Consider the following 24738-nt stretch of genomic DNA (forward strand, 5'->3'; position numbering starts at 1 on the left):
GCCGGCCCCGCTGATCCGGCGTCAGGCCAGCGGCCCCGTCACCGATTCGGCCGCCGCGTTGAGGTTTCCGGCCCGGACGAACGCGTACGCGGCCTCCAGGTCGGGCGACAGGAAACGGTCCGGGCCGACTCCGTCGATGCCCGCCTCACGGACCGCCGCCACATCGCCCGAGTGGCCGGGGCGGGCCGCAGACCGCCCGCGGTGAGCTTCTCGCGCATCTCGATGGCGCGGGTCGCGGCGAACAGCTCGACGGCGATGATCCGCGCCAGGTTGTCGACGGTCGTCCGCAGCTTGCGGGCCGCGGACCAGCCCATGGAGACGTGGTCCTCCTGCATCGCGGACGACGGGATGGAGTCCACGGAGGCCGGCACGGCCAGCCGCTTCATCTCGCTGACCAGCGCGGCCTGCGTGTACTGAGCGATCATCAGGCCCGAGTCCACGCCCGGGTCGTCGGCGAGGAACGCCGGCAGCCCGTGCGAGCGCGACTTGTCGAGCAGCCGGTCGGTGCGCCGCTCGGCGATGCTGCCGAGGTCGGCGGCGGCGATCGCCAGGAAGTCCAGGACGTACGCCACGGGCGCGCCGTGGAAGTTGCCGTTGGACTCCACGCGGCCGTCGGGCAGCACCACGGGGTTGTCGACGGCGGAGATCAGCTCGCGGTCGGCCACCAGCCGGGCGTGCGCCAGGGTGTCCCGGCCGGCGCCCGCGACCTGCGGGGCGCAGCGGATCGAGTAGGCGTCCTGGACGCGCGGGGCGTCGTCCTGGTGGTGCCCGGTGAAGCCGGAGCCCTCCAGCACGCGGCGCATGTTCTCGGCGCTCGCGGCCTGGCCCGGGTGCGGGCGGATGGCGTGCAGCTCGGGCGCGAGGACGCGCTCGGTGCCGAGCAGTGCCTCCAGCGAGAGCGCGGCGGTGATGTCGGCGGCGGTGAACAGCTGCGCGAGGTCCGCGCAGGCCATCACCAGCATGCCGAGCATGCCGTCGGTGCCGTTGATGAGGGCCAGGCCCTCCTTCTCGCGCAGCTCCACCGGCTCGATGCCGGCCTCGGCGAGCAGCTCGCCGGCCGGACGAATCGTTCCGTCGGGGCCTTCGGCCACGCCTTCGCCCATCAGCACCTGCGCGCAGTGCGCGAGCGGTGCGAGGTCACCGGAACAGCCGAGCGAGCCGTACTCGTGCACGACGGGGGTGATTCCGGCGTTCAGGATCGCCGCCATCGTCTCGGCGACGACCGGACGCACGCCGGTGCGGCCGGACGCGAGCGTCTTCAGCCGCAGGAACATCAGGCCGCGCACGACCTCCCGCTCGACGCTCGGGCCCATGCCGGCGGCGTGCGAACGCACCAGGGAGCGCTGCAGCTGTGCGCGCAGCTCCGGGCTGATGTGGCGGACGGCCAGCGCGCCGAAGCCCGTGGACACGCCGTAGACCGGCTCCGGCTTGGCCGCCAGCGCCTCGATGACCTGCCGCGACGCGGCGATCCCGGTCAGTGCCTGCTGCGACAGTTCGACCTTCGCGCCGCCGCGAGCCACGGCCAGGACGTCGTCCGCGCTCGCGCCGTCGGCGCCGATGACCACGTTATGCATATTCATATTCACGCACCCTAGAGAGTGAATCGCCGCCTGTCACTCCTTACCTTCGCAGGCGATCTTCGATGGCCCGCCCCGGTGATCTTCGCGGGCCCTACCCGACAACCGCTCGGGGCCGGGCACAGCAAGGCAACCGGGCCCGCCGGCAGGCCCGCCCGTCAGGACCCGTGGCGCCCGCGAATCCGCCGGCGTTCGCCCTCGGGCGCGGGCGGCTGGTCCGCGAGGCGTACGACGGGGTCGTCCGGGCCCCCGCGCCCCGCGACGACCGGAGTGGTCGAGCGCAGCGCCTTGGCCCGGTACTGGGCGGCGTCGGCGAGGCGGAAGAGCCGCCGGGCGGTCCGTACCGGCCCGATCGGGTCGCCCGTCGAGGCGACCCCGCACGCGACGCCTTCGCCCACCTCCAGCTCGGTGGCCCGTCGGCACAGCTCGTCCGCCGCGCCCACCACCTCGTCCGGGCTCTGGCCGACCGCGACGAGGCAGAACTCGTCGCCGCCGAGCCGGGCCGCCAGGCTGCCCGGCAGCAGCGCGCCGCACAGCGACAGGACGGAGCCGAAACGTTCGAGCAGCTGGTCCCCGACCGCGTGTCCGAGCCGGTCGTTCACCTTCTTCAGACCGTTCAGATCGCACACCACCAGGCTCACCACGGTCCCCGACACCCGGTGCAGCTCCAGCGCCTCGTCCAGCCGGACGTCGACGGCGCGCCGGTTCCCGAGCCCGGTCAGCGGGTCGCTGAAGGCCAGCCGCTGGACCTCGGCGAGCCGTTCGGTCTGCGAGATCCCGGCCGCGATCACGGCGGCCAGCACCGTCGCGAAGTCCGCGTCCGCCCGGTCGAAGACCGGCTCGCCCGCGCCCCGGGCCACGTACAGCTCGCCCCAGGCGCGCCCGTGCAGCACGATCGGCGCCACGACGCAGCAGCCGCGCCCGCGCCGCCGCAGGGCGGCGACCCGCTGGTGGCAGTACGCGCCCGGCCCCTGCGGGCCCTCCTCGGCCGTCTCGACCCAGGCGTGCGGTTCCCCGCCGCCGGCCCATTTCCCGTGCAGGAACTCGACGATCTCCGGGAAGTCGTTCACGGGATAGGTCTCGTCCCGCGGCTCCGGGTCCTCGCCGGGCGCCAGGTCGCCGTCGTTGACGAGCACCTTGAGCTGGCCCGATCCCCGTTCCCACGACGACAGCGCCGCGAAGGACCCGCCCATCGCGAGCCGCGCCCTGGTGGCGGCCGCCCGCACCGCCTCGCGCGGGTCCTGGGCGGCCGCCATCGCCTGCGCCAACTCCACGACCGCTCGCAGCCGTCGATCGGCCGTCCCGTCACCCATCCCACCAGGTTAAGAACAAATGTCGCACTTGGGGCTGTTTGACTACTCCCTGGGCGAATTTACTGTTCCCCCGTCAGCCGCCCGCCGCCACCCGGGCCGGCGTCACTCCCCCGGCCAGTCCGGCGTCCGCTTCTCGTTGAACGCCGCCACGCCCTCGGCCCGGTCCCCCGAGAAGGCCACCGTCCGCCACGCCGCGTCCTCGACGTCGAGACCGGCCCGCAGATCCAGTCCGTGCCCGAGCCGCAGCGCCCGCTTCGCGGCCCGCAGGCCCACCGGCGAGTTCGCGGCCATGCGCTCCGCGAGCGCCAGCGCGTCCGCGCGCGCCACGCCCGCGGCCGCCAGGACGTCGCCGAGGCCCCGCGCACCGGCCTCCACCGCCGCCACCCGCCGCGCCGAGCACCTCAGCGCGGCGGCCCGTGCCGCGCCCACCCGGCGCGGCAGCAGCTGGGTGCCGCCACCGCCGGGGATCACGCCCACCGAGACCTCCGGCAGCCCCACCACCGCGGTGGCGTCCGCCACGATCACGTCGCAGGACAGCGCCAGCTCGAAGCCGCCACCGAGCGCGAAGCCGTGCACCGCGGCGATCGACGGCATCGGAAGTTCCAGCACCGAGGTGTACGCGGCACGGGTGTGCGGCCGCTGCCGGCCGAGGTCGGCGTCCGTGAAGGAGTTGCGCTCCTTCAGGTCCGCGCCGACGCAGAACGCGCGCTCGTGCGTGGACGTCAGCACCACGACGCTGACCGTCCGGTCGGCGGCGAGCGCGGCACAGGCCGCCGCCACGTTCCCGGCCATCTCCGTCGAGATGGCGTTCATCGCCTTGGGGCGATCCAGCACCAACTCCGCGACGCGCGCGCCGTGCCGCCGCACCGCGACCCATTCCCCGAACCGCACTTCAGACTCCGTCATGCCCCGGATCATGCCAGCCGCGCCCGCCGCGCGGCAGGGGAGGTGGGGTCAGCTACGGCGTGTCAGCAGCCACGGCTCGACAACGCCGAGCCCACGCACCGGACGGCGCCACATCGGCTGCAGGGCGAAGCGGTACTTGTCGTCCTCGGACGCGTCGACCTCGGAGACGGGGGCGTCGCCCGCCGCGCCGAGCGCCTGCGCGAAGTCACCGTCGACGAGGACGGCGTCCCGTGGCGCTATCGACGTCAGCCGGCTCGCGAGGTTCACGGTGGTGCCGAAGACATCGCCCATCCGGGTGGTCACGGTCCCGAAGGCCATCCCGACGCGCAGTGCGGGCATGGACTCGTCGCCGGTCATCGTCTCGATGAGCCGCAGCCCGATCTCGGCGGCGGTGCCGGGGTCGTCGGCGACGTACAGCACCTCGTCGCCGAGCGTCTTGATCAGGCGCCCGCCGTGTGCGGCGACCTGGTCGGCGCAGGTGGTCTCGAAGGCCTCGACGAGCTCGCCGAGTTCCTCCTCCTCCAGCCGCCGGGTGAGCCGGGTGAAGCCGACGAGGTCGGCGAAGCCCACGGCCAGCCGGCGGTCGACGGCCTCCTCGTCGTCGGACTGGACGACGCGGCTGGTGGCGGCGGCCAGCTGGCGCCGCCAGACGTAGATGAGGAACTCCTCCAGCTCGGGCAGGAGCAGTTCGACGAGCGGGTAGGCGACCTCGGCCCGCGTCATGCCGGGCTCGGGCGGCTCGGTGAGCCCTTCGAGGAAGGAGTCGGTCTGCCAGTCGGCGAGGCGGGCGGTGGTCTGGCCGGTGGAGCGGGCCACCTGAATGGCCATCGACTCGCTCAGCAGCCCGGCCTCGACGAGCCCGGCGAGCCGGCGCAGCGCCAGCACGTCGGCCTCGGTGAGGGCCTTCGCCTGGCCGATGTCGGCGAAGCCCATGGCGCGCCAGAAGCGGGAGGCGAGATCCATGGAGACGCCGGCGGTGCGGGCCGCCTGGAAGGGCGTGTACTGGCGGCCGGCGCCGAGGATGAGGTGTTCGAGGCGCAGTGCGAGCGGATGCTCGGCGGGATCGGTGGAATCCGTGCCGGCACCGGGATCGGCGGGCGTCCCGGGGTCGGCGGAGCCGGCCGGATCGGCCGGCTGATCGGAGTCGATGCCGTCCGGGTCCGGGCCGGTGCCCGGATCCGTCGCGTACGGGGGAAGGTCCGCGTCGTCCACGCTCACCCTCCGCCCCCTGTCAGATCCCTGCGCAATGCCCGTCCGAGCCCTTCCGATCATCAAGCCGACGCGCCGCCTCAACGATACGGCAGGTGTGCCGTAGCTCACGTCACCTGCCCGTGCCTACGTCAACGGGCCTCCTCCGCGCCCCCGCGGACGGGAGATCCGCAAGGGAGGACCGGGATCCGGACGGGCTGCCTCCACCGCCCGGCCCCGGTCCTACGCGCGGCGGATGTGGACGACGTCCCCCGCGCCCACCGCCTGCTCCCCGTCCGCGGTGGCGAGCACCAGCCGGCCGTCGTCGTCCACGCCGACCGCGGTGCCGACCAGCTCACGCCCGCCGGGCAGCTCGGCGCGGACCTCACGGCCGAGCGTGGCGCAGCCGGCCGCGTACGTCTGCTGGAGACGGGAGGCGGCCGGGTCGCCGCCGGCCGCCCGCCACTCGCCGTACCAGTCGGCGAGGGAGCGCAGCACGGCACGCAGCAGCGGGTCGCGGTCGGTGCCCTTGGCGCCGGCGAGGGCGAGGGAGCCCGCGGCGGGGACGGGCAGTTCGTCGGTGCGCAGCGACACGTTGATCCCGATACCGATGATCACGGCGTCGGTGCCGGCGCGCTCGGCGAGGATGCCGCCGGTCTTGCGCTCCTCGCCGTCGATGGTGACCAGCAGGTCGTTGGGCCATTTGAGTGCCGTGTCGACGCCGGCGGTCCGGGACAGCGCCGTGGCGGTCGCGACTCCGGCGAGCAGCGGCAGCCAGCCCCAGCGCTCCACCGGTACGTCGGCGGGCCGCAGTAGCACCGAGAGGAACAGGCCGGAGCGGGGCGGCGCCGACCACTGGCGGTCCAGCCGGCCGCGGCCCGCGGTCTGCTCCTCCGCGACGAGTACGGCGCCTTCGGGGGCACCGGCGTTGGCGCGTTGTGCGAGGTCACTGTTGGTGGAACCGGTGGCCTCGACGACGTCGAGGGACGTCCAGGGGCTGTCCGGCGCGATGACCGCCCGGCGCAGCGCGGCTTCGCCGAGAGGGGGGCGCTCCAGGTCGGACCAGCGGTTGGGAGTCGTCATCCGCCCAGATTAGGAGAAGACCTGTGAGCGGAGTGTGTCCAACGCCGCACTGCTCGGGAACCAGTCGCGCCGTTACGCTACGAAACAGCGTTACTCGCCAGTCAAGTAGGACCCGACAGGACCCACGAGAGCAGGAGAGCCGCCTCCATGGCCGAGCCGGAGCACGACATCCACACCACCGCGGGCAAGCTCGCGGATCTGCGCCGCCGTATGGAGGAGGCGACGCACGCCGGCTCCGCGCGCGCGGTGGAGAAGCAACACGCCAAGGGCAAGCTGACCGCCCGGGAGCGGATCGAACTGCTCCTCGACGAGGACTCGTTCGTCGAGCTGGACGAGCTCGCCCGGCACCGGTCGACCAACTTCGACCTGGAGAAGAACCGCCCCTACGGCGACGGCGTCGTCACGGGCTACGGCACGGTCGAGGGCCGCCCGGTGGCGGTCTTCTCCCAGGACTTCACCGTCTTCGGCGGCGCCCTGGGCGAGGTCTACGGCGAGAAGATCGTCAAGGTCATGGACTGGGCGATGAAGACCGGCTGCCCGGTCATCGGCATCAACGACTCCGGCGGCGCCCGCATCCAGGAGGGTGTGGCCTCGCTCGGCATGTACGGCGAGATCTTCCGCCGCAACACCCACGCCTCCGGTGTGATCCCGCAGATCTCGCTGATCGTGGGCCCCTGCGCGGGCGGCGCGGTGTACTCGCCGGCCATCACGGACTTCGTGGTGATGGTCGACCAGACCTCGCACATGTTCATCACGGGACCCGACGTCATCAAGACCGTGACCGGCGAGGACGTCGCCATGGAGGAGCTGGGCGGCGCCCGCACCCACAACACGACGTCCGGGAACGCGCACCACATGGCGGGTGACGAGAAGGACGCCATCGAGTACGTGAAGGCGCTGCTGTCGTACCTGCCGTCCAACAACCTGGCGGAGGCCCCGGCCTACCCGGTCGAGGCGGACCTGGCGACCAGCGCCGAGGACCTGGAGCTGGACGCGCTGATCCCGGACTCCGCGAACCAGCCGTACGACATGCACAAGGTCATCGAGCACGTGCTGGACGACGGCGAGTTCCTGGAGACGCAGGCGCTGTTCGCGCCGAACATCGTCGCGGGCCTCGGCCGGATCGAGGGCCGGCCGGTCGGCATCATCGCCAACCAGCCGATGCAGTTCGCGGGCTGTCTGGACATCGACGCGTCGGAAAAGGCCGCCCGCTTCGTCCGTACCTGCGACAGTTTCAACATCCCGGTCATCACCTTCGTGGACGTACCCGGCTTCCTGCCCGGCACCGACCAGGAGTGGAACGGCATCATCCGGCGCGGCGCCAAGCTGATCTACGCCTACGCGGAGGCGACGGTCCCGCTGATCACCGTCATCACCCGTAAGGCGTACGGCGGCGCCTACGACGTGATGGGCTCCAAGCACCTGGGCGCCGACCTGAACCTGGCGTGGCCGACCGCGCAGATCGCGGTCATGGGCGCGCAGGGCGCGGTGAACATCCTGCACCGCCGCACGCTGGCCGAGGCGAAGACGCCGGAGGCGGTCGAGGAGCTGCGCCAGCAGCTGATCACCGATTACGAGGACACGCTGCTGAACCCGTACGTGGCCGCCGAGCGCGGTTACATCGACGCGGTGATCATGCCGTCCGAGACCCGCTCGCACCTCGTCAAGGCGCTGCGGACGCTGCGCAACAAGCGCGAGAGCCTGCCGCCGAAGAAGCACGGCAACATCCCCCTGTAAGGAGCCGTCCCGTGGTGATCAAGGTAGAGCGGGGAAATCCGACCCCGGAGGAGCTGGCCGCCGTCGTGGCACTGGTCCAGGCGCGGGCCGCCGCGACGTCGGGCAGCGCCGACGGCCCGCACCCGACGGAGCAGTGGGCCGACCCGGCCCACAACGTGCCCCGCCCTGTCCCCGGCCCGGGTCCCGGCGCGTGGCGCACGTCCTTCTGGCCGCGCTGAACGAGCCGGCCCGGCCGCATCAGCGGAGCAAGCCGAACAAATAGTCATCTCCCGGCCCGCGCTTGAGTACCCGTACTCAGGCGCGGGCCTTTTCCCGGGCGCAACCTGGAAGACATGTTGTGGTCGGACCGCGACCGGCGCGACGAACCGCCGGAGGACATGCGGCAGGTGCAGGCGATGCTGCGGCGCGCGATGCTCGTGATCGCGCTGACCATTCCCCTGCTGATGCTGCTGGTCGGCTGGCACAGCTGACCGTCCGGCAGTGTCCCGCCCCGGCACCGCAGCGGCCGCGGCCCGAATTACGATGGCCCGATGAGCACCCGTCGCCCTCTCGTCCTGGCCTCTGCATCCCCCGCCCGGCTCAACCTGCTGCGGCAGGCCGGACTCGATCCCCGGGTCGTGGTCAGCGGGGTCGACGAGGACGCGCTGACCGCCGCGAACCCGGCGGAGCTGGCGCGGGTGCTGGCCGAGGCGAAGGCCGCGGCGGTAGCGGCCGGCCTGACCGGCGGCGAGCTGGTGATCGGCTGCGACTCCGTACTGGACCTGGACGGCGAGGCGCTGGGCAAGCCGGCGGACGCCGCGGAGGCGACCGCCCGGTGGGTGTCGATGCGCGGCCGCTCCGGCGTACTGCGGACGGGTCACTGCGTCATCGACACCGCGAACGGCAAGCAGGTCTCGGCGACCGCGTCGACCACGGTGCGCTTCGGCTCGCCGGACGACGCCGAGATCGCCGCCTACGTCGCCAGCGGCGAGCCGCTGTACGTCGCGGGCGCGTTCACCCTGGACGGCCGCTCGGCCCCGTTCGTCGACGGGATCGACGGGGACCCGGGCAACGTCATCGGCCTGTCCCTGCCGACGCTGCGGCGGCTGCTGGGCGACCTGGACGTGCGGATCACCGACCTCTGGACGGCGTAGCCGCCGGTTTCCGCCCGCCCCTGCCCGTAACGTCCTAGGCTGCGGCCGGGGCGGTCGGCGGCGGGACCTCGTTGCCGTTGCTCCCGGCGGCGGGTGCGCTGTCCTCGGTGTCGGGGTACAGCAGCAGAGTGCCGACAAGGAGCGCCAGGACGACCATCATGAAGACGAAGGCGGCCCAGCCGACGAGGCCGACCACCAGCGCACCCAGCAGGCCGTGAACGACCGCGCACACGATGAGCAGGATCTGCCCGAACCGGCCGGGCGGGCGGCCACGCAGCGCTACCCGCGCCGGGATGAGGGCACAGCCGATGAGGAAGAGCCCGAACAGAGCACCACCGACCCAGGTGCCGATGGCCATGCCGTCGGAGTCGAGTCCCGCGACGGACATGTTCTGGTTGCGCACGGCGAGGCCGAGCACCACATGGATGAACGCGATGACGAACGCCTCAAGGACGAGCACTACAGCCGTGGTCGCGGCCAGACCTCTGCGCACCTTTCCCCCTTCAACCTGCAACCGTTACCCCGGGTATCACGCATCGCGAACGCTACTAACGGGTACGCCGCGCGGCAAGGTCCATGACCCCACCACCCTTTCGGGGTGGCGGACCAGCAAAGATTCCACCCCCTATTCGTGGAGAACCCACAAAGGATCCGGCATCCTGCCCTTGGTCACTCAGAGAGACATGGGCCACACCAAGGCCCTTGGGGCACCCGGACGAATGGGGTCGTACCGTGGATTTAGCAGGCACTCGGGCGCTCGACCGGCGCTCGAATCACCCTCCGTGTGGGCAAGCTCACCTGTAGGGGTGACTCGGCATGAAGTGTCGTCAGTAACTAAACTCGGCTTGTTTCAAGGAGGGAGCCATCGTGCGCAAGGTGCTCATCGCCAACCGCGGTGAAATTGCAGTCCGCGTCGCCCGCGCCTGCCGGGATGCCGGGATCGCCAGCGTAGCCATCTACGCAGACCCGGATCGGGACGCGCTGCATGTCCGCGCGGCCGACGAGGCCTACGCGTTGGGCGGTGACACGCCGGCGTCCAGCTATCTGGACTACGCCAAGGTGCTGGCCGCCGCAGCCGAATCAGGGGCGGACGCGATCCACCCCGGATACGGATTCCTGTCCGAGAACGCCGAGTTCGCCCAGGCGGTGCTGGACGCCGGGCTGACCTGGATCGGCCCGCCGCCGCAGGCGATCCGCGATCTCGGTGACAAGGTGGCGGCGCGTCATATCGCGCTGCGTGCCGGTGCCCCGCTCGTCGCGGGCACCCCGGACCCGGTCTCGGGTCCTGACGAGGTCGTCGCGTTCGCCCAGCAGCACGGCCTGCCGGTCGCCATCAAGGCCGCCTTCGGCGGTGGTGGGCGCGGTCTGAAGGTCGCGCGCACCATCGAGGAGATCCCGGAGCTGTTCGACTCAGCGGTCCGCGAGGCGGTCGCCGCCTTCGGTCGCGGCGAGTGCTTCGTCGAGCGCTACCTGGACCGCCCGCGGCACGTCGAGACGCAGTGCCTGGCCGACAGCCACGGCAACGTCGTGGTCGTCTCCACCCGTGACTGCTCGCTGCAGCGCCGCCACCAGAAGCTGGTGGAGGAGGCTCCGGCGCCGTTCCTGACCGATGAGCAGAACGCCGAGCTGTACCGGGCGTCCAAGGCCATCCTCAAGGAGGCCGGCTACATCGGCGCGGGCACCGTGGAGTTCCTGGTGGCCGTGGACGGCACGATCTCCTTCCTGGAGGTCAACACCCGTCTGCAGGTCGAGCACCCGGTCACCGAGGAGGTCTCCGGTATCGACCTGGTCCGGGAGATGTTCCGGATCGCGGACGGCGAGGAGCTCGGCTACGGCGACCCGGTACTGCGGGGTCACTCGATCGAGTTCCGTATCAACGGCGAGGACCCGGGCCGCGGCTTCCTGCCCGCCCCCGGCACCGTCACCACCTTCCAGCCCCCGTCGGGCCCCGGTGTGCGGCTGGACGCGGGCGTCGAGTCCGGCTCGGTCATCGGCCCGGCCTGGGACTCGCTGCTCGCCAAGCTGATCGTGACCGGCGCGACGCGGCAGCAGGCGCTGCAGCGTGCGGCCCGTGCGCTGGCGGAGTTCCGCGTCGAGGGCATGGCCACGGCCATCCCGTTCCACCGCGCGGTCGTGGCCGACCCGGCGTTCGCCCCCGAGCTGGGCGGATCCACCGAGCCGTTCACCGTCCACACCCGGTGGATCGAGACGGAGTTCCAGAACACCATCACGGCGTTCGCGCCGGTCGGTGGCGAGGACGACGAGGCCCCGGCCCGCGAGACGGTGGTCGTCGAGGTCGGCGGCAAGCGCCTGGAGGTCTCCCTCCCGGCGTCGCTCGGTGTCGCGTCCATGCCGGTGGGCCTGAACAAGAAGGCGCCGCGCCGCGCCACCACCAAGAAGGCCGGTTCGGCCGCTTCCGGTGACTCCCTGGCATCCCCGATGCAGGGCACCATCGTCAAGGTCGCGGTCGAGGAGGGCCAGGAGGTCAACGAGGGCGACCTCGTCGTCGTCCTGGAGGCCATGAAGATGGAGCAGCCGCTCAACGCGCACCGCTCCGGCACCATCAAGGGCCTGACGGCCGAGGTCGGCTCCTCGGTCACCTCGGGCGCGCTGATCTGCGAGATCAAGGACTGATCTCCGGTCGGGTGAACTGACGATGCCGGGCGGGCCCGATCGGGCCCGCCCGGCATTTCGCTGTCCCGCACCCTCAGCGTTTCGAGGGCGCCCGTACGGCCAGGACGAGCAACAGCGCCAGGCCGGTGAAGACGGCGGCCGCCGCGAAGGCCGCGGTGGCGCCCGCCGTGAAGACCTCCCCCGCGCCCCCGCCGGCGTGCCGGGCCGCGGTGCCGAAGACGGTGACGAGGATCGACAGGCCCAGGCTGCCGCCGATCTGTTGCATCGTCTGCAGCAGTCCGGACGCCGAACCGGCGTCACGCGGCTGGACGCCCGTCAGGATGAGGGTGTTGAGCGGCATCATCGTGAAGCCGACACCCACCCCGATGAGGGCCAGCGGCCCGAGCAGCGCGCCAACGTAGCCGGTGCCCGCGTCGAGCTGCGAGAGCCACAGCGTCCCGCTGAGCGAGAGCAGGGCGCCGGCCGACGCGACGCGCTTGGCGCCGAAGCGGGCCAGTGCGCGCGGGGCGGTGCGGGCGGCCACGAAGAGCGGGGCCGCCAGCGGGAGGAAGGCGAAGCCGGTGCGCAGCGGGCTGTACCCCAGTACGCCCTGCAGGAACTGGGTGGAGAAGTAGAAGACCCCGAACATGCCCGCCGGAATGAGCAGCATGCAGCCGTAGGCGAGGGCCCGGTTGCGGTCCGCGAACAGCCGCAGCACGACCAGCGGGCGCTCGGCCCGTACCTCGTTGAGCAGGAACGCGGCGAGCAGCGCGGCCGCCGCGGCGAAGGTGGTCAGCGCCCGGGTGTCGCTCCAGCCCTGGTCGGCGACGCGGATGAACGCGTAGACGAGCGAGGCCATGCCGAGGGTGCCGGTGAGCGCCCCGGCGACGTCGAACCGGCCGCCGGGGTGGCGGGCCGTCTCGGCGACATAGCGCGGGGCCAGCGCGGCGATGGCGAGCCCGACGGGGATGTTGATGAAGAACACCCAGCGCCAGGAGCCCCATTCGGTGAGCATCCCGCCGACGATCAGGCCGACGGCGGAGCCGGCGCCCGAGATCGCGGAGAACACGCTCAGCGCACGGTTGCGCTCGGTGCCCTCGGTGAAGGTGGTGGTCAGCAGGGCAAGCGTGCTGGGCGCGGCCAGTGCGGCGGCGGCGCCCGGGGCGCCGCGGGAGACGAGCAGCAGCGTCGCGTCGGTGGCGAATCCCCCGGCCACCGAGGCGGCGGTGAAGGCCAGCACCCCGATGATCAGGGCGCGGCGGCGGCCGATGAGGTCGCCGATCCGGCTGCCGAGCAGCAGCAGGCCGCCGAACGTGAGGATGTAGACGTTCAGGATCCAGGACATGCCGGTGGAGGAGAAGCCCAGGTCGGCGCCTATGCCCGGCAGGGCGACGTTCACCACGGTCGCATCCAGCAGCAGCATCAGCTGGGTGCCGACGATGGCGGAGAGAGCGAGTAACGGGTGGTGCCGCCGGGTCGGGGCGGGGGCGGCGACCGGAGCCGTGCTCAAGGATGTGGACATGATGAGTAGACCTCCAGAGAGGCAGAAGCGGAGGGTGCCTCCGCAAACTATACGGAGGACGCCTCCGGTTCTACAATGCCATTCTGGGATCCTGGAATTCCGGGATCGGACCTTGGGAGGCAGGTGGCGATGCGGGCAGACGCGCAGCGCAACTACGACCGGTTGCTGGCCGAGGCCCGACAGGCCTTCATCGTGCACGGCACCGACGCGTCGCTGGAGGACATCGCACGCCACGCGGGCGTCGGCATCGGCACCCTCTACCGGCACTTCCCCGACCGCTACGCGCTGATGAACGCGGTCTTCGAGCAGGAGGTCGAGCTGCTGACCGTGCGCGCGGACGAACTGCTGACGGCGGACTCACCGACCGACGCACTCGTCCGGTGGCTGCGGATGGTCGCCGTCCACTCCACCATGTACCGCGGGCTGGCGGCGGCCATCATGGCCGCGGGCGACGCGAAGATGACCGCGTGCAAGGCACCGCTGCGCGCGGCGGGCGGGGCACTGCTGGAGCGCGCCCAGCGGGCCGGTGAGGTACGTGCGGACGCGACCATCGCCGACCTGCTCAAGCTGACGAACGCCATCGTGCTGGTGGCCGAGAAGGACCCGGAGCGCCAGGCGATCTTCGACCGGCTGATGGACCTGACCCTGCACGGCCTGCGCGCCCCGGCAGGAGTCACCGCGCAGGCGTGATGCCGGAGCTCCCGTGACCAGGCCTTTCCCAACCCCCAGGCCGTTCCGCGACCCGGGCCTGCCACGGCCCGGGCCCAGTCCGTCGGATCCCTTCCCGCGGCGTCCCTAACGGCGCCGCAGGTCGGCGATCCTGGCTGCCTGCTGGTCGGCCGCGATCGGCGCCGCACTGCGCAGCGGCGGCTGTCCCGGGTGCGGGTGCCTCCGGGGCGCGGGCATCGGCATCTCGCGGCGCGGCCGGCCGGCCGCGATGGCGTCGGCCCCCATCAGGGACGCGACGGCGACCTGCACTCCACGGTCCGCGAGGGCCTGGAGCTCGGTCGCGCTGCGGTCGTCACCGGGCGGCGGTTCGTCCGTCACCAGATGCGTGATCAGATCCGTGGGCACGGTCTGGAACATGGTGTCCGCGCCCAGTTTCGTGTGGTCGGCCAGCACGACGACCTCCGCCGCCGCCTGCACCAGCGCCCGGTCCACGCTCGCGGAGAGCATGTTGGACGTCGACAGACCGCGTTCCGCGGTCAGTCCGGCGCCGGACAGGAAGGCCCGCGACACCCGCAGTCCCTGGAGGGACTGTTCGGCGCCGCTGCCGACCAGGCCGTAGTTGGAGCCGCGCAGAGTGCCGCCGGTCATGACGACCTCGACCCGGTTCGCGTGTGCCAGCGCCTGCGCCACCAGCAGGGAGTTGGTGACGACGGTCAGTCCCGGGATCCGCGCGAGCCGGCGGGCCAGCTCCTGCGTGGTGGTCCCGGCGCCGACCACGATGGCCTCGCCCTCTTCGACGAGACTCGCCGCGAGATCGGCGATGGCCGTCTTCTCCGCGGTCGCTAGATGGGATTTCTGCGGAAAACCGGACTCCCTGGTGAAGCCACCCGGCAGAACCGCACCGCCATGCCGGCGGTCGAGCAGTCCTTCGGCCTCCAGAGCGCGCACGTCCCGCCGTACGGTCACTTCGGAGGTCTGGACGACACGGGCGAGCTCACGGAGCGAAACCGCTCCGTTGGCCCGCACCATTTCGAGGATCAATTGGCGACGTTCTGCAGCGAACACGGAACTGACAGTAACGCCAACGACCGTCTGCTTTCAGCACTTTGCGCCACTTAACCGAAGTCGTGCACAAAAGAGACCATCGGGTGGTAGAGCCTTTACGGCTCCACCACCCGGTTACCGTCCGGTCATCTCCCGGCCGCGACCGACGCCCGCGAGCGGCGGCCAGGCCGTGGCCTAGAGCTCGCTCGCGGTCTTGCGGGTGTGCAGCTGGCGCGCCACCTCGGCGATCGAGCCCGACAGGGACGGGTACACGGTGAACGCGTTCGCGATCTGCTCGACGGTCAGGTTGTTGTCGACCGCGATCGAGATCGGGTGGATCAGCTCACTGGCCCGCGGCGACACGACGACACCCCCGACGACGATCCCGGTGCCGGGGCGGCAGAACAGCTTCACGAAGCCGTCCCTGATGCCCTGCATCTTCGCGCGCGGGTTCCGCAGCAGCGGCAGCTTGACGCAGCGGGCGTCGATCCGGCCGCTGTCGACGTCAGCCTGGGTGTAGCCGACGGTGGCGATCTCCGGGTCGGTGAAGACGTTCGAGGAGACCGTCTTGAGGTTGAGCGGCGCGACCGCGTCGCCCAGGAAGTGGTACATCGCGATCCGGCCCTGCATGGCGGCGACCGAGGCGAGGGCGAAGACGCCGGTGACGTCACCGGCCGCGTACACGCCGGGCGCCGAGGTGCGGGAGACCTTGTCGGTCCAGATGTGGCCGGAGTCCTTGAGCTTGACGCCCGCCTCCTCCAGACCCATTCCGGTGGTGTTCGGGATGGCGCCCACCGCCATCAGGCAGTGCGAGCCGGTGATGACCCGGCCGTCCGCCAGGGTGACCTCCACCCGGTCGCCGACCCGTCCCTCCTCGCCCGCCTTCGGCGAGGAGGGTCCCTGTGTCGTAGCAGGTCCGGGAACACGCTTGGCGCTCGTGGCGCGGGAGCGCGCCATCACGTTCATGCCGCGGCGCCGGAAGACGTCCTCCAGCACGGCGGCGGCGTCCGGGTCCTCGCCCGGCAGCACGCGGTCGCGCGAAGAGACAAGCGTCACCTTCGAGCCGAGCGCCTGGTACGCGCCGGCGAACTCCGCGCCGGTCACACCGGAGCCCACCACGATGAGCTCCTCGGGGAGCTCGTCGAGGTCGTAGACCTGCGTCCAGTTCAGGATCCGCTCGCCGTCCGGCAGTGCGTCCGCCAGCTCGCGCGGGCGGGCGCCGGTCGCGATGAGCACCGCGTCGGCCGTCAGCGTCTCCGACGTGCCGTCCGCCGCCTCGACGACGACACACCGGGTGCCACCTGCGGTCTGGCAGCCCTCCAGTCGGCCGCGACCGCGCATCACCCGTGCGCCCGCACGGGTGACGGAGGCGGTGATGTCGTGCGACTGGGCGAGCGCCAGCCGCTTCACCCGCCGGTTCACCTTGCCCAGGTCCACGCCCACCACACGCGCCGCCTGCTCCAGCGGCGGGGTGTCGTCCGCGACGATGATGCCCAGCTCTTCGTACGAGGAGTCGAAGGTGGTCATCACCTCGGCGGTGGCAATCAAAGTCTTCGACGGGACGCAGTCGGTGAGTACCGACGCCCCGCCCAGACCGTCGCAGTCGACGACGGTCACCTCCGCGCCGAGCTGCGAGGCAACGAGCGCTGCCTCATATCCGCCGGGTCCGCCGCCAATGATCACGATCCGAGTCACGTACCCCATTGTCCCGCACGCGCCAAGCGTTCACTTACAGGGGGCTCACCTCCCTCCCGTACTCTCGTCCTCATGTCGCTCTACGCCGCCTACGCAGGCAACCTCGACGCGCGGCTCATGACCCGCCGCGCCCCCCACTCCCCGTTGCGCGGGACCGGCTGGCTGGACGGCTGGCGGCTCACCTTCGGCGGTGAGCAGATGGGCTGGGAAGGTGCCCTGGCGACCCTGGTGGAGGACCCGCTGCGGCAGGTCTTCGTGGGGCTGTACGACATCGCGCCGATCGACGAGGAGTCGATGGACCGCTGGGAGGGCGTACCGCTCAGCATCTACCGGCGTACGACCGTGCGGGTGCACACGCTGGACGGCGAGGTCGCCGCCTGGACGTATGTGCTGAACGACTACGAGGGCGGCCTGCCGAACGCCCGCTACCTCGGTGAGATCGCGGACGCCGCGGAATCGTGCGGCGCGCCCCACGACTACGTGATGGAGCTGCGCAAGCGCCCCTGCTGAACCGCCGGCACCAGGGCCCGTCACCCGTCCCGGCGGTGTCCTAACCTCCCGCCGGCACGGTCGTCAATCAGCGGATCATCCGAAATCCCGGGGACGCTCCGCTGGGACGTCTACGCGCGTAGGCCGGAACCGGATACCCTCGTGCGCGTGAACGCTTCTGTTAACCCCGACCCGTACGGCGCCGCCGATGCCGCCGCCGCCCGCCTGCGCGAGCTCACCGGCGCCGAGACCCATGACGTCGCCCTCGTCATGGGCTCGGGCTGGGTCCCCGCCGCCGACCAGCTCGGCACCGCCGACGCCGAATTCCCGATCACCGAGCTCCCCGGCTTCCCGCCCCCCGCAGTGGCCGGCCACTCGGGCAAGGTCCGCTCGGTCACGATCGGCGGCGTCCGCGCCCTGGTCTTCCTCGGCCGCAACCACCTCTACGAGGGCCGCGGTGTCGCCACCGTCGTGCACGGTGTCCGCACCGCCGTCGCCGCGGGCTGCAAGACCGTCGTCCTCACCAACGGCTGCGGCGGGCTGCGCCCGCACTTCCGCCCCGGCCAGCCGGTCCTGATCAGCGACCACATCAACATGACGGCGACCTCGCCGATCGTGGGCGCCAACTTCGTGGACCTCACCGACCTGTACTCCCCGCGGCTGCGCGCGCTGTGCAAGGAGGTGGACCCCACCCTGGAGGAGGGCGTCTACGTCCAGCTGCCCGGCCCGCACTACGAGACCCCGGCGGAGATCGGCATGGTCCGCGCCATCGGCGGTGACCTCGTCGGCATGTCCACCACGCTGGAGGCCATCGCCGCCCGCGAGGCCGGCGCCGAGGTGCTCGGCATCTCCCTCGTCACCAACCTGGCGGCGGGCATGACCGGCGCGCCGCTCAACCACGAAGAGGTCCTCGAGGCCGGCCGCGAGTCCGCCACGCGGATGGGCAGCCTGCTGGGCCAGGTCCTCGGCCGCCTCTAGGTCGTGCCGGCCCGAACGGGTCGATGCCCCTGACCGCCGGGCAGGCTTGCACCACAGGCCTGCCCGGCGGCACCTCCCGGACCCCGTCCGCGGCAGCATCCGTACGCACCTCCCCCCGATCAGGAGCTCTTATGGGAACCGACAGGATTCAGCTCACGCACGCCGCGCGCACCTGGCTCGGCGAGGACCCGGACCCGGACACCCGGGCGGAGCTGGAGGCGCTCCTGACGGCGGTGGAGGCCGGTGACGAGGCAGCTGCGGCCGGACTGGAGGAGCGGTTCTCCGGGACGCTCCAGTTCGGCACGGCCGGGCTGCGCGGCGAGGTCGGGGCCGGCCCGATGCGGATGAACCGTTCGGTGGTGATCCGGGCGGCCGCGGGCCTCGCCGGCTATCTGAAGGCGCAGGGGCAGACCGGCGGCCTCGTCGTCATCGGCTACGACGCGCGCCACAAGTCGTACGACTTCGCGCGCGACACGGCGGCCGTGATGACCGGCGCGGGCCTGCGGGCGGCGCTGCTGCCCCGCCCGCTGCCCACGCCCGTCCTGGCCTTCGCCATAAGGCACCTCGGCTCGGTGGCCGGCGTCATGGTGACCGCGAGCCACAACCCGCCGCAGGACAACGGCTACAAGGTCTACCTCGGCGACGGCTCCCAGATCGTGCCGCCCGCCGACGCGGAGATCGCCGACCAGATCGCGGCGGTCGGGTCGCTCGCCGACGTACCGCTGGCCGCGGACGGCTGGGAGGTCCTCGGTGACGACGTCATCGACGCGTACCTGACCCGGGCGGCCGGCGTCGTGGCACCGGGCGGACCGCGTGACGTGTCCGTCGTCTACACACCGCTGCACGGCGTGGGCCGCGAGGTCCTGATGGCGGCCTTCGCGCGCGCCGGCTTCCCTGCGCCGACCCCGGTCACCGAGCAGGCGGAGCCCGACCCGGACTTCCCGACCGTGGCCTTCCCCAACCCGGAGGAGCCGGGGGCGATGGACCTGTCCTTCAAGGCCGCGCAGTCCCTCGGCCCGGACATCGTCATCGCCAACGACCCGGACGCCGACCGGTGCGCCGTCGCCGTCCCCGACCGCTCCTCGGCGTCCGGCTGGCGGATGCTGCGCGGCGACGAGGTCGGCGCACTGCTCGCCATCCACCTGGTGAACAAGCACGCGACGGGCACCTTCGCCGCCTCCATCGTGTCGTCCTCGCTGCTCTCCAAGATCGCCGCCGCGGCCGGCGTGCCCTACGAGGACACCCTCACCGGCTTCAAGTGGATCGCCCGCGTCGACGGCCTGCGCTACGGCTACGAGGAGGCGCTCGGCTACTGCGTCGACCCCGGCGGCGTGCGCGACAAGGACGGCATCACCGCCGCCCTGCTCATCGCCGAGCTGGCCGCGTCCCTCAAGGAACACGGCCGCACCCTCGACGACCTCCTGGACGACCTGGCCCTCGACCACGGCCTGCACGCCACCGACCAGCTCTCCGCGCGCGTCGCCGACCTCTCCCTCATCGCGGACGCCATGACGCGGCTGCGCGAGAAGCCCCCGACGGTCCTCGCGGGCCTCACCGTCGCCACCGCCGAGGACCTCGCCGAGGGCAGCGAGCAGCTCCCGCCCACCGACGGCCTCCGCTACACCCTGGCCGGCGACACGGCCTCCGGTGTCGGGTCGGCACGGGTGATCGTGCGCCCGAGCGGCACCGAGCCCAAGATCAAGTGCTACCTCGAGGTCGTCGTCCCCGTCACCACCCTCACCGCGGCCCGCACCACCGCGGACACGGTCCTGGCCGCCCTCAAGAAGGACCTGGCGGCGGCCGCCGGCATCTGAGGGTCAGCCGAAGCGGCCGTTGACGTAGTCGGTGGTGCGCGGGTCCTGCGGGTCGCTGAACATGGCGTCCGTCGGACCGTGCTCCACGATGACTCCCGGCGTGCCCTGCTCGGCGAGGAAGAACGCGCAGGAGTCCGACACCCGCGCGGCCTGCTGCATGTTGTGGGTGACGATCACGATGGTGACCTCGGACGAGAGGTCCGCGATCGTCTCCTCGATGCGGCGGGTCGACGTGGGGTCGAGCGCCGAGCACGGCTCGTCCATCAACAGCACCCGCGGCCGCACCGCCAACGACCGCGCGATGCACAACCGCTGCTGCTGCCCCCCGGACAGCGCGCCACCGGGCTGCCGCAGCCGGTCCTTGACCTCGTTCCAGAGCCCGGCCCGCGTCAGACACTCCTCGACCAGATCGTCCCGCCCGGCCCGGGTGGACTTGATCCCGCCGAGCTTCAGCCCGGCGAGCACGTTGTCGTAGAGCGACATCGCGGGAAACGGGTTCGGCTTCTGGAACACCATCCCGATCTGCCGGCGAGCACTGGTGATGCGGCGCCCCCGGTCGTAGATGTCCTCCCCGTCGAGCAGCACCTGCCCGGCGAGCGAGGCGGACCCGATCAGCTCGTGCATCCGGTTCAGCACCCGCAGGAACGTCGACTTGCCACAGCCGGAGGGCCCGATGAGGGCGGTGACCTGGCGCGCGGGCATGGTCAGCGAGACCCGGTCCAGGACCTTGTGATCGCCGAACCAGGCGGAAACAGCATCGGCCCGCAGCGTGGCGGCGCCCGTCTCGCTGAGAACCGGAAGTACCTCGGTATCGGTCATGGTGCAGATCTCCGTTCTCAGAGCAGATTGGGAAGCAGACAGGTCGCGGCCCCGGACGCGGCGACCCCGAGCGCGGTGAGCACCGGAACGGCGGTGATCCAGGTCTGCCACCGCCCCCAGCGTCGATGCGTCCACACGGTGAGCAGCGCGGCCGCCAGCAGCGCCTGCGACCACAGATAGACCGACATCCAGGCACCGCTCTCGGTCCCGAGCGGCTTCTCGGCGGCATCGATCCACCCCGCCCGGCGCGGCCGGGGCGGACTCGGCTGTGTCTCCGACACCAGATCCGCATCCACCCGAACGACCCCCGACGGCGTATAGGCCCAGCCGGTCGCGGTGACCAACGTCAGCCGCCCCTTGTTCGTACCGAGAACCGCGGGCAGCGGATCGCCGTCCCTGCGGATCCCCGTGACCCGGTACTCAGCGGTGGACTGACCGGTCGTCACCTTGATCACAGCGCCCACCGGCAGCCGGGCAACATCGTTGAACGGCCCCCCGTACCCCCACGCCCGCCCCAAGATCTGACTGGTGCCCGCCTGCCCGGGAAACGGCGTATCCCGCCGGTGCCCCGGCCCGGACCGCAGCACACCCGACGTGGTCCCCTCGAAGACCACCTGCTTCAGCCCGAGCGCCGGAATCCGCAACAACGCCATGGGCGCGCCCGCTTCCAACGGTTTACCGTCGAACGTCGTCTGTCCCACCGGCGCGGTACCCATGGCGAGTTCGGCGCGCAGATCGTCGTACGCGGTGCGCTGGTCGCGCGCATGCTGCAGATGTCCCACGATCGTCAGGTTCGCGGCGAAGCCGAGCAGCAACGCCGCAAGAACACACAGCGCGGCACCCACCAGCGCGATACCGGGCGCGGGAGCCGGCCGTTCGGCAACGGGCTCGGGGGACCGGTTGGCGGGCGGGGCGGGTGGGGCGAGCACGGTCACGGGGATGCGCTCCAAGTCGTTGAGAGAGGACCTGAGGGGCGGCCCTGAACGGCCACCGACGGAGACCGGCGGCTTGAACGGAAGGGGGACGGGTCCGCAGGGGTGGGGTTTCGAAATGCTGCCGAGCTATTTGCGGGCCGCCAGGCCCGTAAATAGTCGATTTCGAAGCCCCGCCCCGGAGGGCCCGGCCCCCGGCCCACCACCGGTCAGCGGCCGGCGGCCGGCGGCCGGCGGCCGGCGGTCAGCGATGCCGCGGCGCACCGAACGTCAACAACCCACTCCGCCGCGCATGCCGCACGAACACGACACCCGCCACAGCCAGCACACCCGCGGCCACCCCCAACGGCAGCGCCGCCCCGGCACCGGTATGCGCAAGGCTCCCGTTGCCACCCGTCGACCCGCCGCCGGAACTCCCGCCCGTACCGCCATCACCGGACGTACCGCCGGCGCCCGACGTCGTGTCCCCCGTCGTCGCCGACGCACTGGGCGAACCCGTATCCGTCGCCGTAGGCGATCCCGTGTCGCTGGGCGACGGAACCCCGGTGTCCGTAGGGGTCGGAGACCCCGTATCCGTCGGTGACGGCGACTGCGTCGCCGCCGTGACCGTGTACGTCACCACCGCCGACGTCGACGCCACGAACGCCGCCGGATCCGCCGGCGTGAACCGCGCCGTCAGGTCATGCGCCCCAGCAACGAGCGCGGACGTCTTCACCGTGGCCTGCCCGGAGACCACGTCCGCCTCCCCCAACGCCGTCGCTCCGTCGAAGAACGCGAGCTTGCCGACGGCCCCCGCCGGGTCGACGGCGCCCGTCAGCGTCACCTCGGCGCCCGCGGCGGCGGTGCCCGCCGGGCTCGCCGTCAGGGTGGTGGCGGTGGGCACGGCCTGGGACTTCACCGTCCAGGTGTCACCGGTGCTGGTGATGGTGGTGGAGAAGGCGGCGGGCGCCGCGTCCCCGGTGCCGTTCCAGCACGTGACGCGCAGCTCGTGGTCCCCGTCGGCGACCGGCGCGCCGATGACGTCCGCCAGCGTTCCGCCGATCGCGTCGTAGGTGAGGGTGAACGGCCCGGTGTCGAACCCACCGGACTCCCGGGCGCCGGGGATGGTCACGGCGGAGCCGTCCGGCATGACGAACTGGAGGGCCGCCGACGCGCCGAAGCCCGCCGGGCAGCCCGCGGACGTGCGCAGGGACGTCAGGAACGGGTCGGCGGTGAGGTCACCGCCGGCGGGCGTCGGCGCGAACGTCCCGGCGCTAGCAGCGGACCCGCTCGCAGCGGCTCCGGCGTGCGCCGGCGCGGCCGCGCCGAACAGGGCGGCCGCGGCCGCGAGGAGGACCGCCGCCAGGGCGAACAAGACGGCCGGGACTTTCCGTGGTGCGATGACGATCATGGTGGCGATCCCCCCAAGGGATGTACCGCGGTCAGGACGGAAGCCGGGCGCCTGAGAGGCGCCCGGCCGTTGAACGAGGTGTCAGATCAGCTCCGGCACAAGGTCACTTCTCGCCCTTGACCGTGGTCGAGCCGCACGACGCGCCCAGCGAGCCGAAGCCGTAGTTCTGGATGACGGTGGTCTGGGCGCAGACCTTCGACGTCGTGCCGACGAAGGTGGAGGAGATGAGCGCGTCGGTCAGCTTCGCGGTCGGGACGACGTTGTAGACGTCGCGCACGATCGGGAAGGAGGTGTTCAGGACACCGCCGGTGGTCGGAGCCACGCCGTTGACGTTGCGCAGCACGGACGAACCACGACGGTTCGGCACGTTCGGCAGGCTCTTGCCCTGCGCGATGTACTGGGCGATCGAGTACGGCATGATCTGGCTGTTGTTGGTAAGGGCCAGGCCGTTGTTCTCCTGGATCGTGCCGTTGACGCACGAGCCGATCGTGGCGTCGGTCAGGCCGAGGGTGTTCAGCCAGAACTTCCGCGTGCCGGAACCGGTCTGCGGCAGCAGCGGCTGGATCGTCACGCCGTTGAGCGACGTCAGCGTGCACTTGTAGATATCGGTCAGCTGGGTCTTGGTGAGGTTCGTCGGCAGTGCGCTGAAGGAGCGCGTGGCGTAGGTGACGCCGTCCTTCGCGAACGGGATGAAGGTCAGGTCCGTGGTGCTGGTGTCCGACGGGCCGCTCGACGAGCGCGCGAAGTCGAGGCAGCCGGTGCTGTTGTCCACGGCGTTGTTCAGGGCGGCGATACCGGCCCCGGAACCGTCGGGGCGGGCAAGGGTGTCACAGCCCACCGCACGCGTCTTGATGGGGGACGTTCCGGTCGCGTCGTAAGAGGCGATGATCTTGCCGCTCGCGTTCGTGACGACGTCGCCGAGACCGTTCACCACGTCCTGGGTGGTGTCGGAACCGACCCCGGCGAGCTGCCGGTACTCGCCGGCCGGCGGGTTGGCCGCGGCGGGGATGGCCATGGCGGCGAGGCTGATGGCGGCAGTCGCGGTGATGAAGCCGATACGAGCGCGGGACTTGACGTTCACTTCTGTTCTCCTCCGAATAAACGGATACCGAATGGACGTGCAAGCAAAATCCGGACTTTCGTGCTGCCGACCCGTCGGCCGGCCACCGCAAACAATTCCCGAATTACGTTGCGGTGGCCACCAATTGGGGCGGATGAAAAGGTTACGGGAGGGTTTCCAAGGCACCCCTTAGGAGATTCGCCACAGCGAATGCGACTGCTGGTATCCCCTTCAGGCACCACGAATCCCCCGGCATGCAACGGCCCTCCTCAGGACCGCCGGCGCCACACCCCCCACTGGAGCATCGCCGGGCCGGCCAGCGCCGAGCCGCCGCCCGCGACGAGGACCGCCAGCAGCACCCAGCGGATGGCGCCGAGCACCGCGCCCGGCGTGGAGCCGGTGGCGCGGACGACGTTCTGCTTCTGCGGATCGATGTGCTGGGCGGGGTTCACGGGCGGGGTGGCGGACGCCGGTGGCCCGCCGGACGTGCCGGCGGTGCCGCCGCCGGGACCGCCGGTCGTCGCGCCGCCGCCGGTGCCGGACGAGGTCCCGACCGTGCCGCCCGCGGATCCCGCGCCGGCCGTGGCGCCGCCGTCCGCCCCCGGCGGGTCCGTCGCCTTCTCCAGGGTGGTGGCGGCGGCGAGCGCCTGGGTGCGCAGCGACTGCGGCATGGGCGCGTAGCCGGGCGGCAGCTGGCCCGCCGACACGCCGGGCGTCTGGCCCGGCCCCGCCGCGTACCGCATGAGCCGGCTGTACGCCGCGCGGTCCGCCGCGGG

At 71.9% G+C, this 24738-nt stretch carries 21 protein-coding genes and 2 pseudogenes; 9 read left to right on the forward strand and 14 right to left on the reverse strand.

Translation table 11 applies throughout. From position 1 onward, the window contains the following. Positions 1-21: 21 nt before the first annotated feature. From hutH to O3W51_RS29930, 5 genes and pseudogenes are all read right to left on the reverse strand, one after another. Positions 22-1574, reverse strand: a pseudogene (gene hutH / locus O3W51_RS29910) (histidine ammonia-lyase). Positions 1575-1735: 161 nt separating this feature from the next. After that, entirely contained in the window at positions 1736-2890 is a 1155-nt protein-coding gene (locus O3W51_RS29915; RefSeq protein WP_138352180.1) for a GGDEF domain-containing protein, read from the reverse strand. Between the two features lie 102 nt (positions 2891-2992). Next, positions 2993-3796 carry an enoyl-CoA hydratase/isomerase family protein gene (locus O3W51_RS29920; RefSeq protein ID WP_269287770.1) on the reverse strand — a complete coding sequence of 268 codons (804 nt, stop codon included), beginning with the start codon at positions 3794-3796 and terminating at the stop codon, positions 2993-2995. Positions 3797-3844: 48 nt separating this feature from the next. Further along, positions 3845-5014 (reverse strand): adenylate/guanylate cyclase domain-containing protein, encoded by a 1170-nt coding sequence (locus tag O3W51_RS29925; protein WP_269287771.1) that lies wholly within the window; start codon positions 5012-5014, stop codon positions 3845-3847. Between the two features lie 213 nt (positions 5015-5227). Continuing rightward, on the reverse strand, positions 5228-6067 hold the full coding sequence (locus O3W51_RS29930; RefSeq protein ID WP_138352183.1) for a biotin--[acetyl-CoA-carboxylase] ligase: 840 nt from the start codon (positions 6065-6067) through the stop codon (positions 5228-5230). Positions 6068-6214: 147 nt separating this feature from the next. On the opposite strand from O3W51_RS29930, the gene O3W51_RS29935 reads away from it, so the two are divergent. The 4 genes from O3W51_RS29935 to O3W51_RS29950 all read left to right on the forward strand — a co-directional run bounded on the left by O3W51_RS29935 (position 6215) and on the right by O3W51_RS29950 (position 8937). Continuing rightward, positions 6215-7804, forward strand: a complete 1590-nt coding sequence (locus O3W51_RS29935) for an acyl-CoA carboxylase subunit beta (RefSeq protein WP_138352184.1) — start codon at positions 6215-6217, stop codon at positions 7802-7804. Between the two features lie 14 nt (positions 7805-7818). Then, positions 7819-8022: an acyl-CoA carboxylase subunit epsilon gene (locus tag O3W51_RS29940; protein ID WP_138352274.1), complete on the forward strand. Its 204-nt coding sequence runs from the start codon at positions 7819-7821 to the stop codon at positions 8020-8022. A 114-nt stretch (positions 8023-8136) separates the two neighbouring features. Beyond that, positions 8137-8274 (forward strand): morphogenic membrane protein MmpB, encoded by a 138-nt coding sequence (gene mmpB, locus O3W51_RS29945; protein WP_187144992.1) that lies wholly within the window; start codon positions 8137-8139, stop codon positions 8272-8274. 60 nt (positions 8275-8334) lie between these two features. Continuing rightward, positions 8335-8937 (forward strand): nucleoside triphosphate pyrophosphatase, encoded by a 603-nt coding sequence (locus tag O3W51_RS29950; protein WP_138352185.1) that lies wholly within the window; start codon positions 8335-8337, stop codon positions 8935-8937. Between the two features lie 34 nt (positions 8938-8971). Here O3W51_RS29950 and O3W51_RS29955 read toward each other — a convergent pair whose 3' ends face one another. Beyond that, positions 8972-9430, reverse strand: coding sequence for a hypothetical protein (locus tag O3W51_RS29955; protein ID WP_138352186.1), 459 nt, complete (start codon positions 9428-9430; stop codon positions 8972-8974). 374 nt (positions 9431-9804) lie between these two features. Between O3W51_RS29955 and O3W51_RS29960 the strand changes: the two genes are divergently transcribed. Continuing rightward, entirely contained in the window at positions 9805-11571 is a 1767-nt protein-coding gene (locus tag O3W51_RS29960) for an acetyl/propionyl/methylcrotonyl-CoA carboxylase subunit alpha (protein ID WP_164294915.1), read from the forward strand. A 73-nt stretch (positions 11572-11644) separates the two neighbouring features. Here the strand turns inward: O3W51_RS29960 and O3W51_RS29965 are convergent, their stop codons facing one another. Then, on the reverse strand, positions 11645-13072 hold the full coding sequence (locus tag O3W51_RS29965; RefSeq protein WP_269287772.1) for an MFS transporter: 1428 nt from the start codon (positions 13070-13072) through the stop codon (positions 11645-11647). A 129-nt stretch (positions 13073-13201) separates the two neighbouring features. Here O3W51_RS29965 and O3W51_RS29970 point away from each other — a divergent pair, with 129 nt between their 5' ends. After that, entirely contained in the window at positions 13202-13762 is a 561-nt protein-coding gene (locus tag O3W51_RS29970) for a TetR/AcrR family transcriptional regulator (RefSeq protein WP_138352189.1), read from the forward strand. 105 nt (positions 13763-13867) lie between these two features. On the opposite strand, the gene O3W51_RS29975 is transcribed toward O3W51_RS29970, so the two are convergent. Continuing rightward, the gene (locus tag O3W51_RS29975; RefSeq protein WP_138352190.1) at positions 13868-14806 is read right to left on the reverse strand and encodes a DeoR/GlpR family DNA-binding transcription regulator; all 939 of its coding nucleotides are present in this window, start codon (positions 14804-14806) and stop codon (positions 13868-13870) included. A gap of 174 nt (positions 14807-14980) precedes the next feature. Then, entirely contained in the window at positions 14981-16489 is a 1509-nt protein-coding gene (locus tag O3W51_RS29980; RefSeq protein WP_138352191.1) for an NAD(P)H-quinone dehydrogenase, read from the reverse strand. Between the two features lie 63 nt (positions 16490-16552). Here O3W51_RS29980 and O3W51_RS29985 point away from each other — a divergent pair, with 63 nt between their 5' ends. The 3 genes from O3W51_RS29985 (at position 16553) to O3W51_RS29995 (ending at position 19761) form a co-directional block, all read left to right on the forward strand. Beyond that, positions 16553-16990: a gamma-glutamylcyclotransferase gene (locus O3W51_RS29985; protein WP_138352192.1), complete on the forward strand. Its 438-nt coding sequence runs from the start codon at positions 16553-16555 to the stop codon at positions 16988-16990. A 147-nt stretch (positions 16991-17137) separates the two neighbouring features. Then, positions 17138-17947: a purine-nucleoside phosphorylase gene (locus tag O3W51_RS29990; RefSeq protein ID WP_138352193.1), complete on the forward strand. Its 810-nt coding sequence runs from the start codon at positions 17138-17140 to the stop codon at positions 17945-17947. Between the two features lie 131 nt (positions 17948-18078). Then, a complete protein-coding gene (locus O3W51_RS29995) occupies positions 18079-19761 on the forward strand; it encodes a phospho-sugar mutase (protein ID WP_138352194.1) in 1683 nt (560 codons plus the stop codon). A gap of 3 nt (positions 19762-19764) precedes the next feature. Here the strand turns inward: O3W51_RS29995 and O3W51_RS30000 are convergent, their stop codons facing one another. From O3W51_RS30000 to O3W51_RS30020, 5 genes and pseudogenes are all read right to left on the reverse strand, one after another. After that, positions 19765-20580 (reverse strand): phosphate ABC transporter ATP-binding protein, encoded by an 816-nt coding sequence (locus tag O3W51_RS30000; RefSeq protein WP_138352195.1) that lies wholly within the window; start codon positions 20578-20580, stop codon positions 19765-19767. Between the two features lie 17 nt (positions 20581-20597). Next, the gene (locus O3W51_RS30005) at positions 20598-21515 is read right to left on the reverse strand and encodes a sortase (protein WP_269287774.1); all 918 of its coding nucleotides are present in this window, start codon (positions 21513-21515) and stop codon (positions 20598-20600) included. Positions 21516-21756: 241 nt separating this feature from the next. Continuing rightward, complete coding sequence (locus tag O3W51_RS30010) at positions 21757-22902, reverse strand: Ig-like domain repeat protein (protein WP_198357043.1); 1146 nt, start codon at positions 22900-22902, stop codon at positions 21757-21759. 103 nt (positions 22903-23005) lie between these two features. After that, positions 23006-23983 carry a substrate-binding domain-containing protein gene (locus tag O3W51_RS30015; RefSeq protein ID WP_198357044.1) on the reverse strand — a complete coding sequence of 326 codons (978 nt, stop codon included), beginning with the start codon at positions 23981-23983 and terminating at the stop codon, positions 23006-23008. A gap of 248 nt (positions 23984-24231) precedes the next feature. After that, a pseudogene (locus O3W51_RS30020) lies at positions 24232-24738 on the reverse strand (hypothetical protein); the annotation flags it as partial.

Origin of the sequence: Streptomyces sp. H39-C1, from assembly GCF_027158125.1 — a bacterium.
Lineage (GTDB): Bacteria > Actinomycetota > Actinomycetes > Streptomycetales > Streptomycetaceae > Actinacidiphila > Actinacidiphila fildesensis.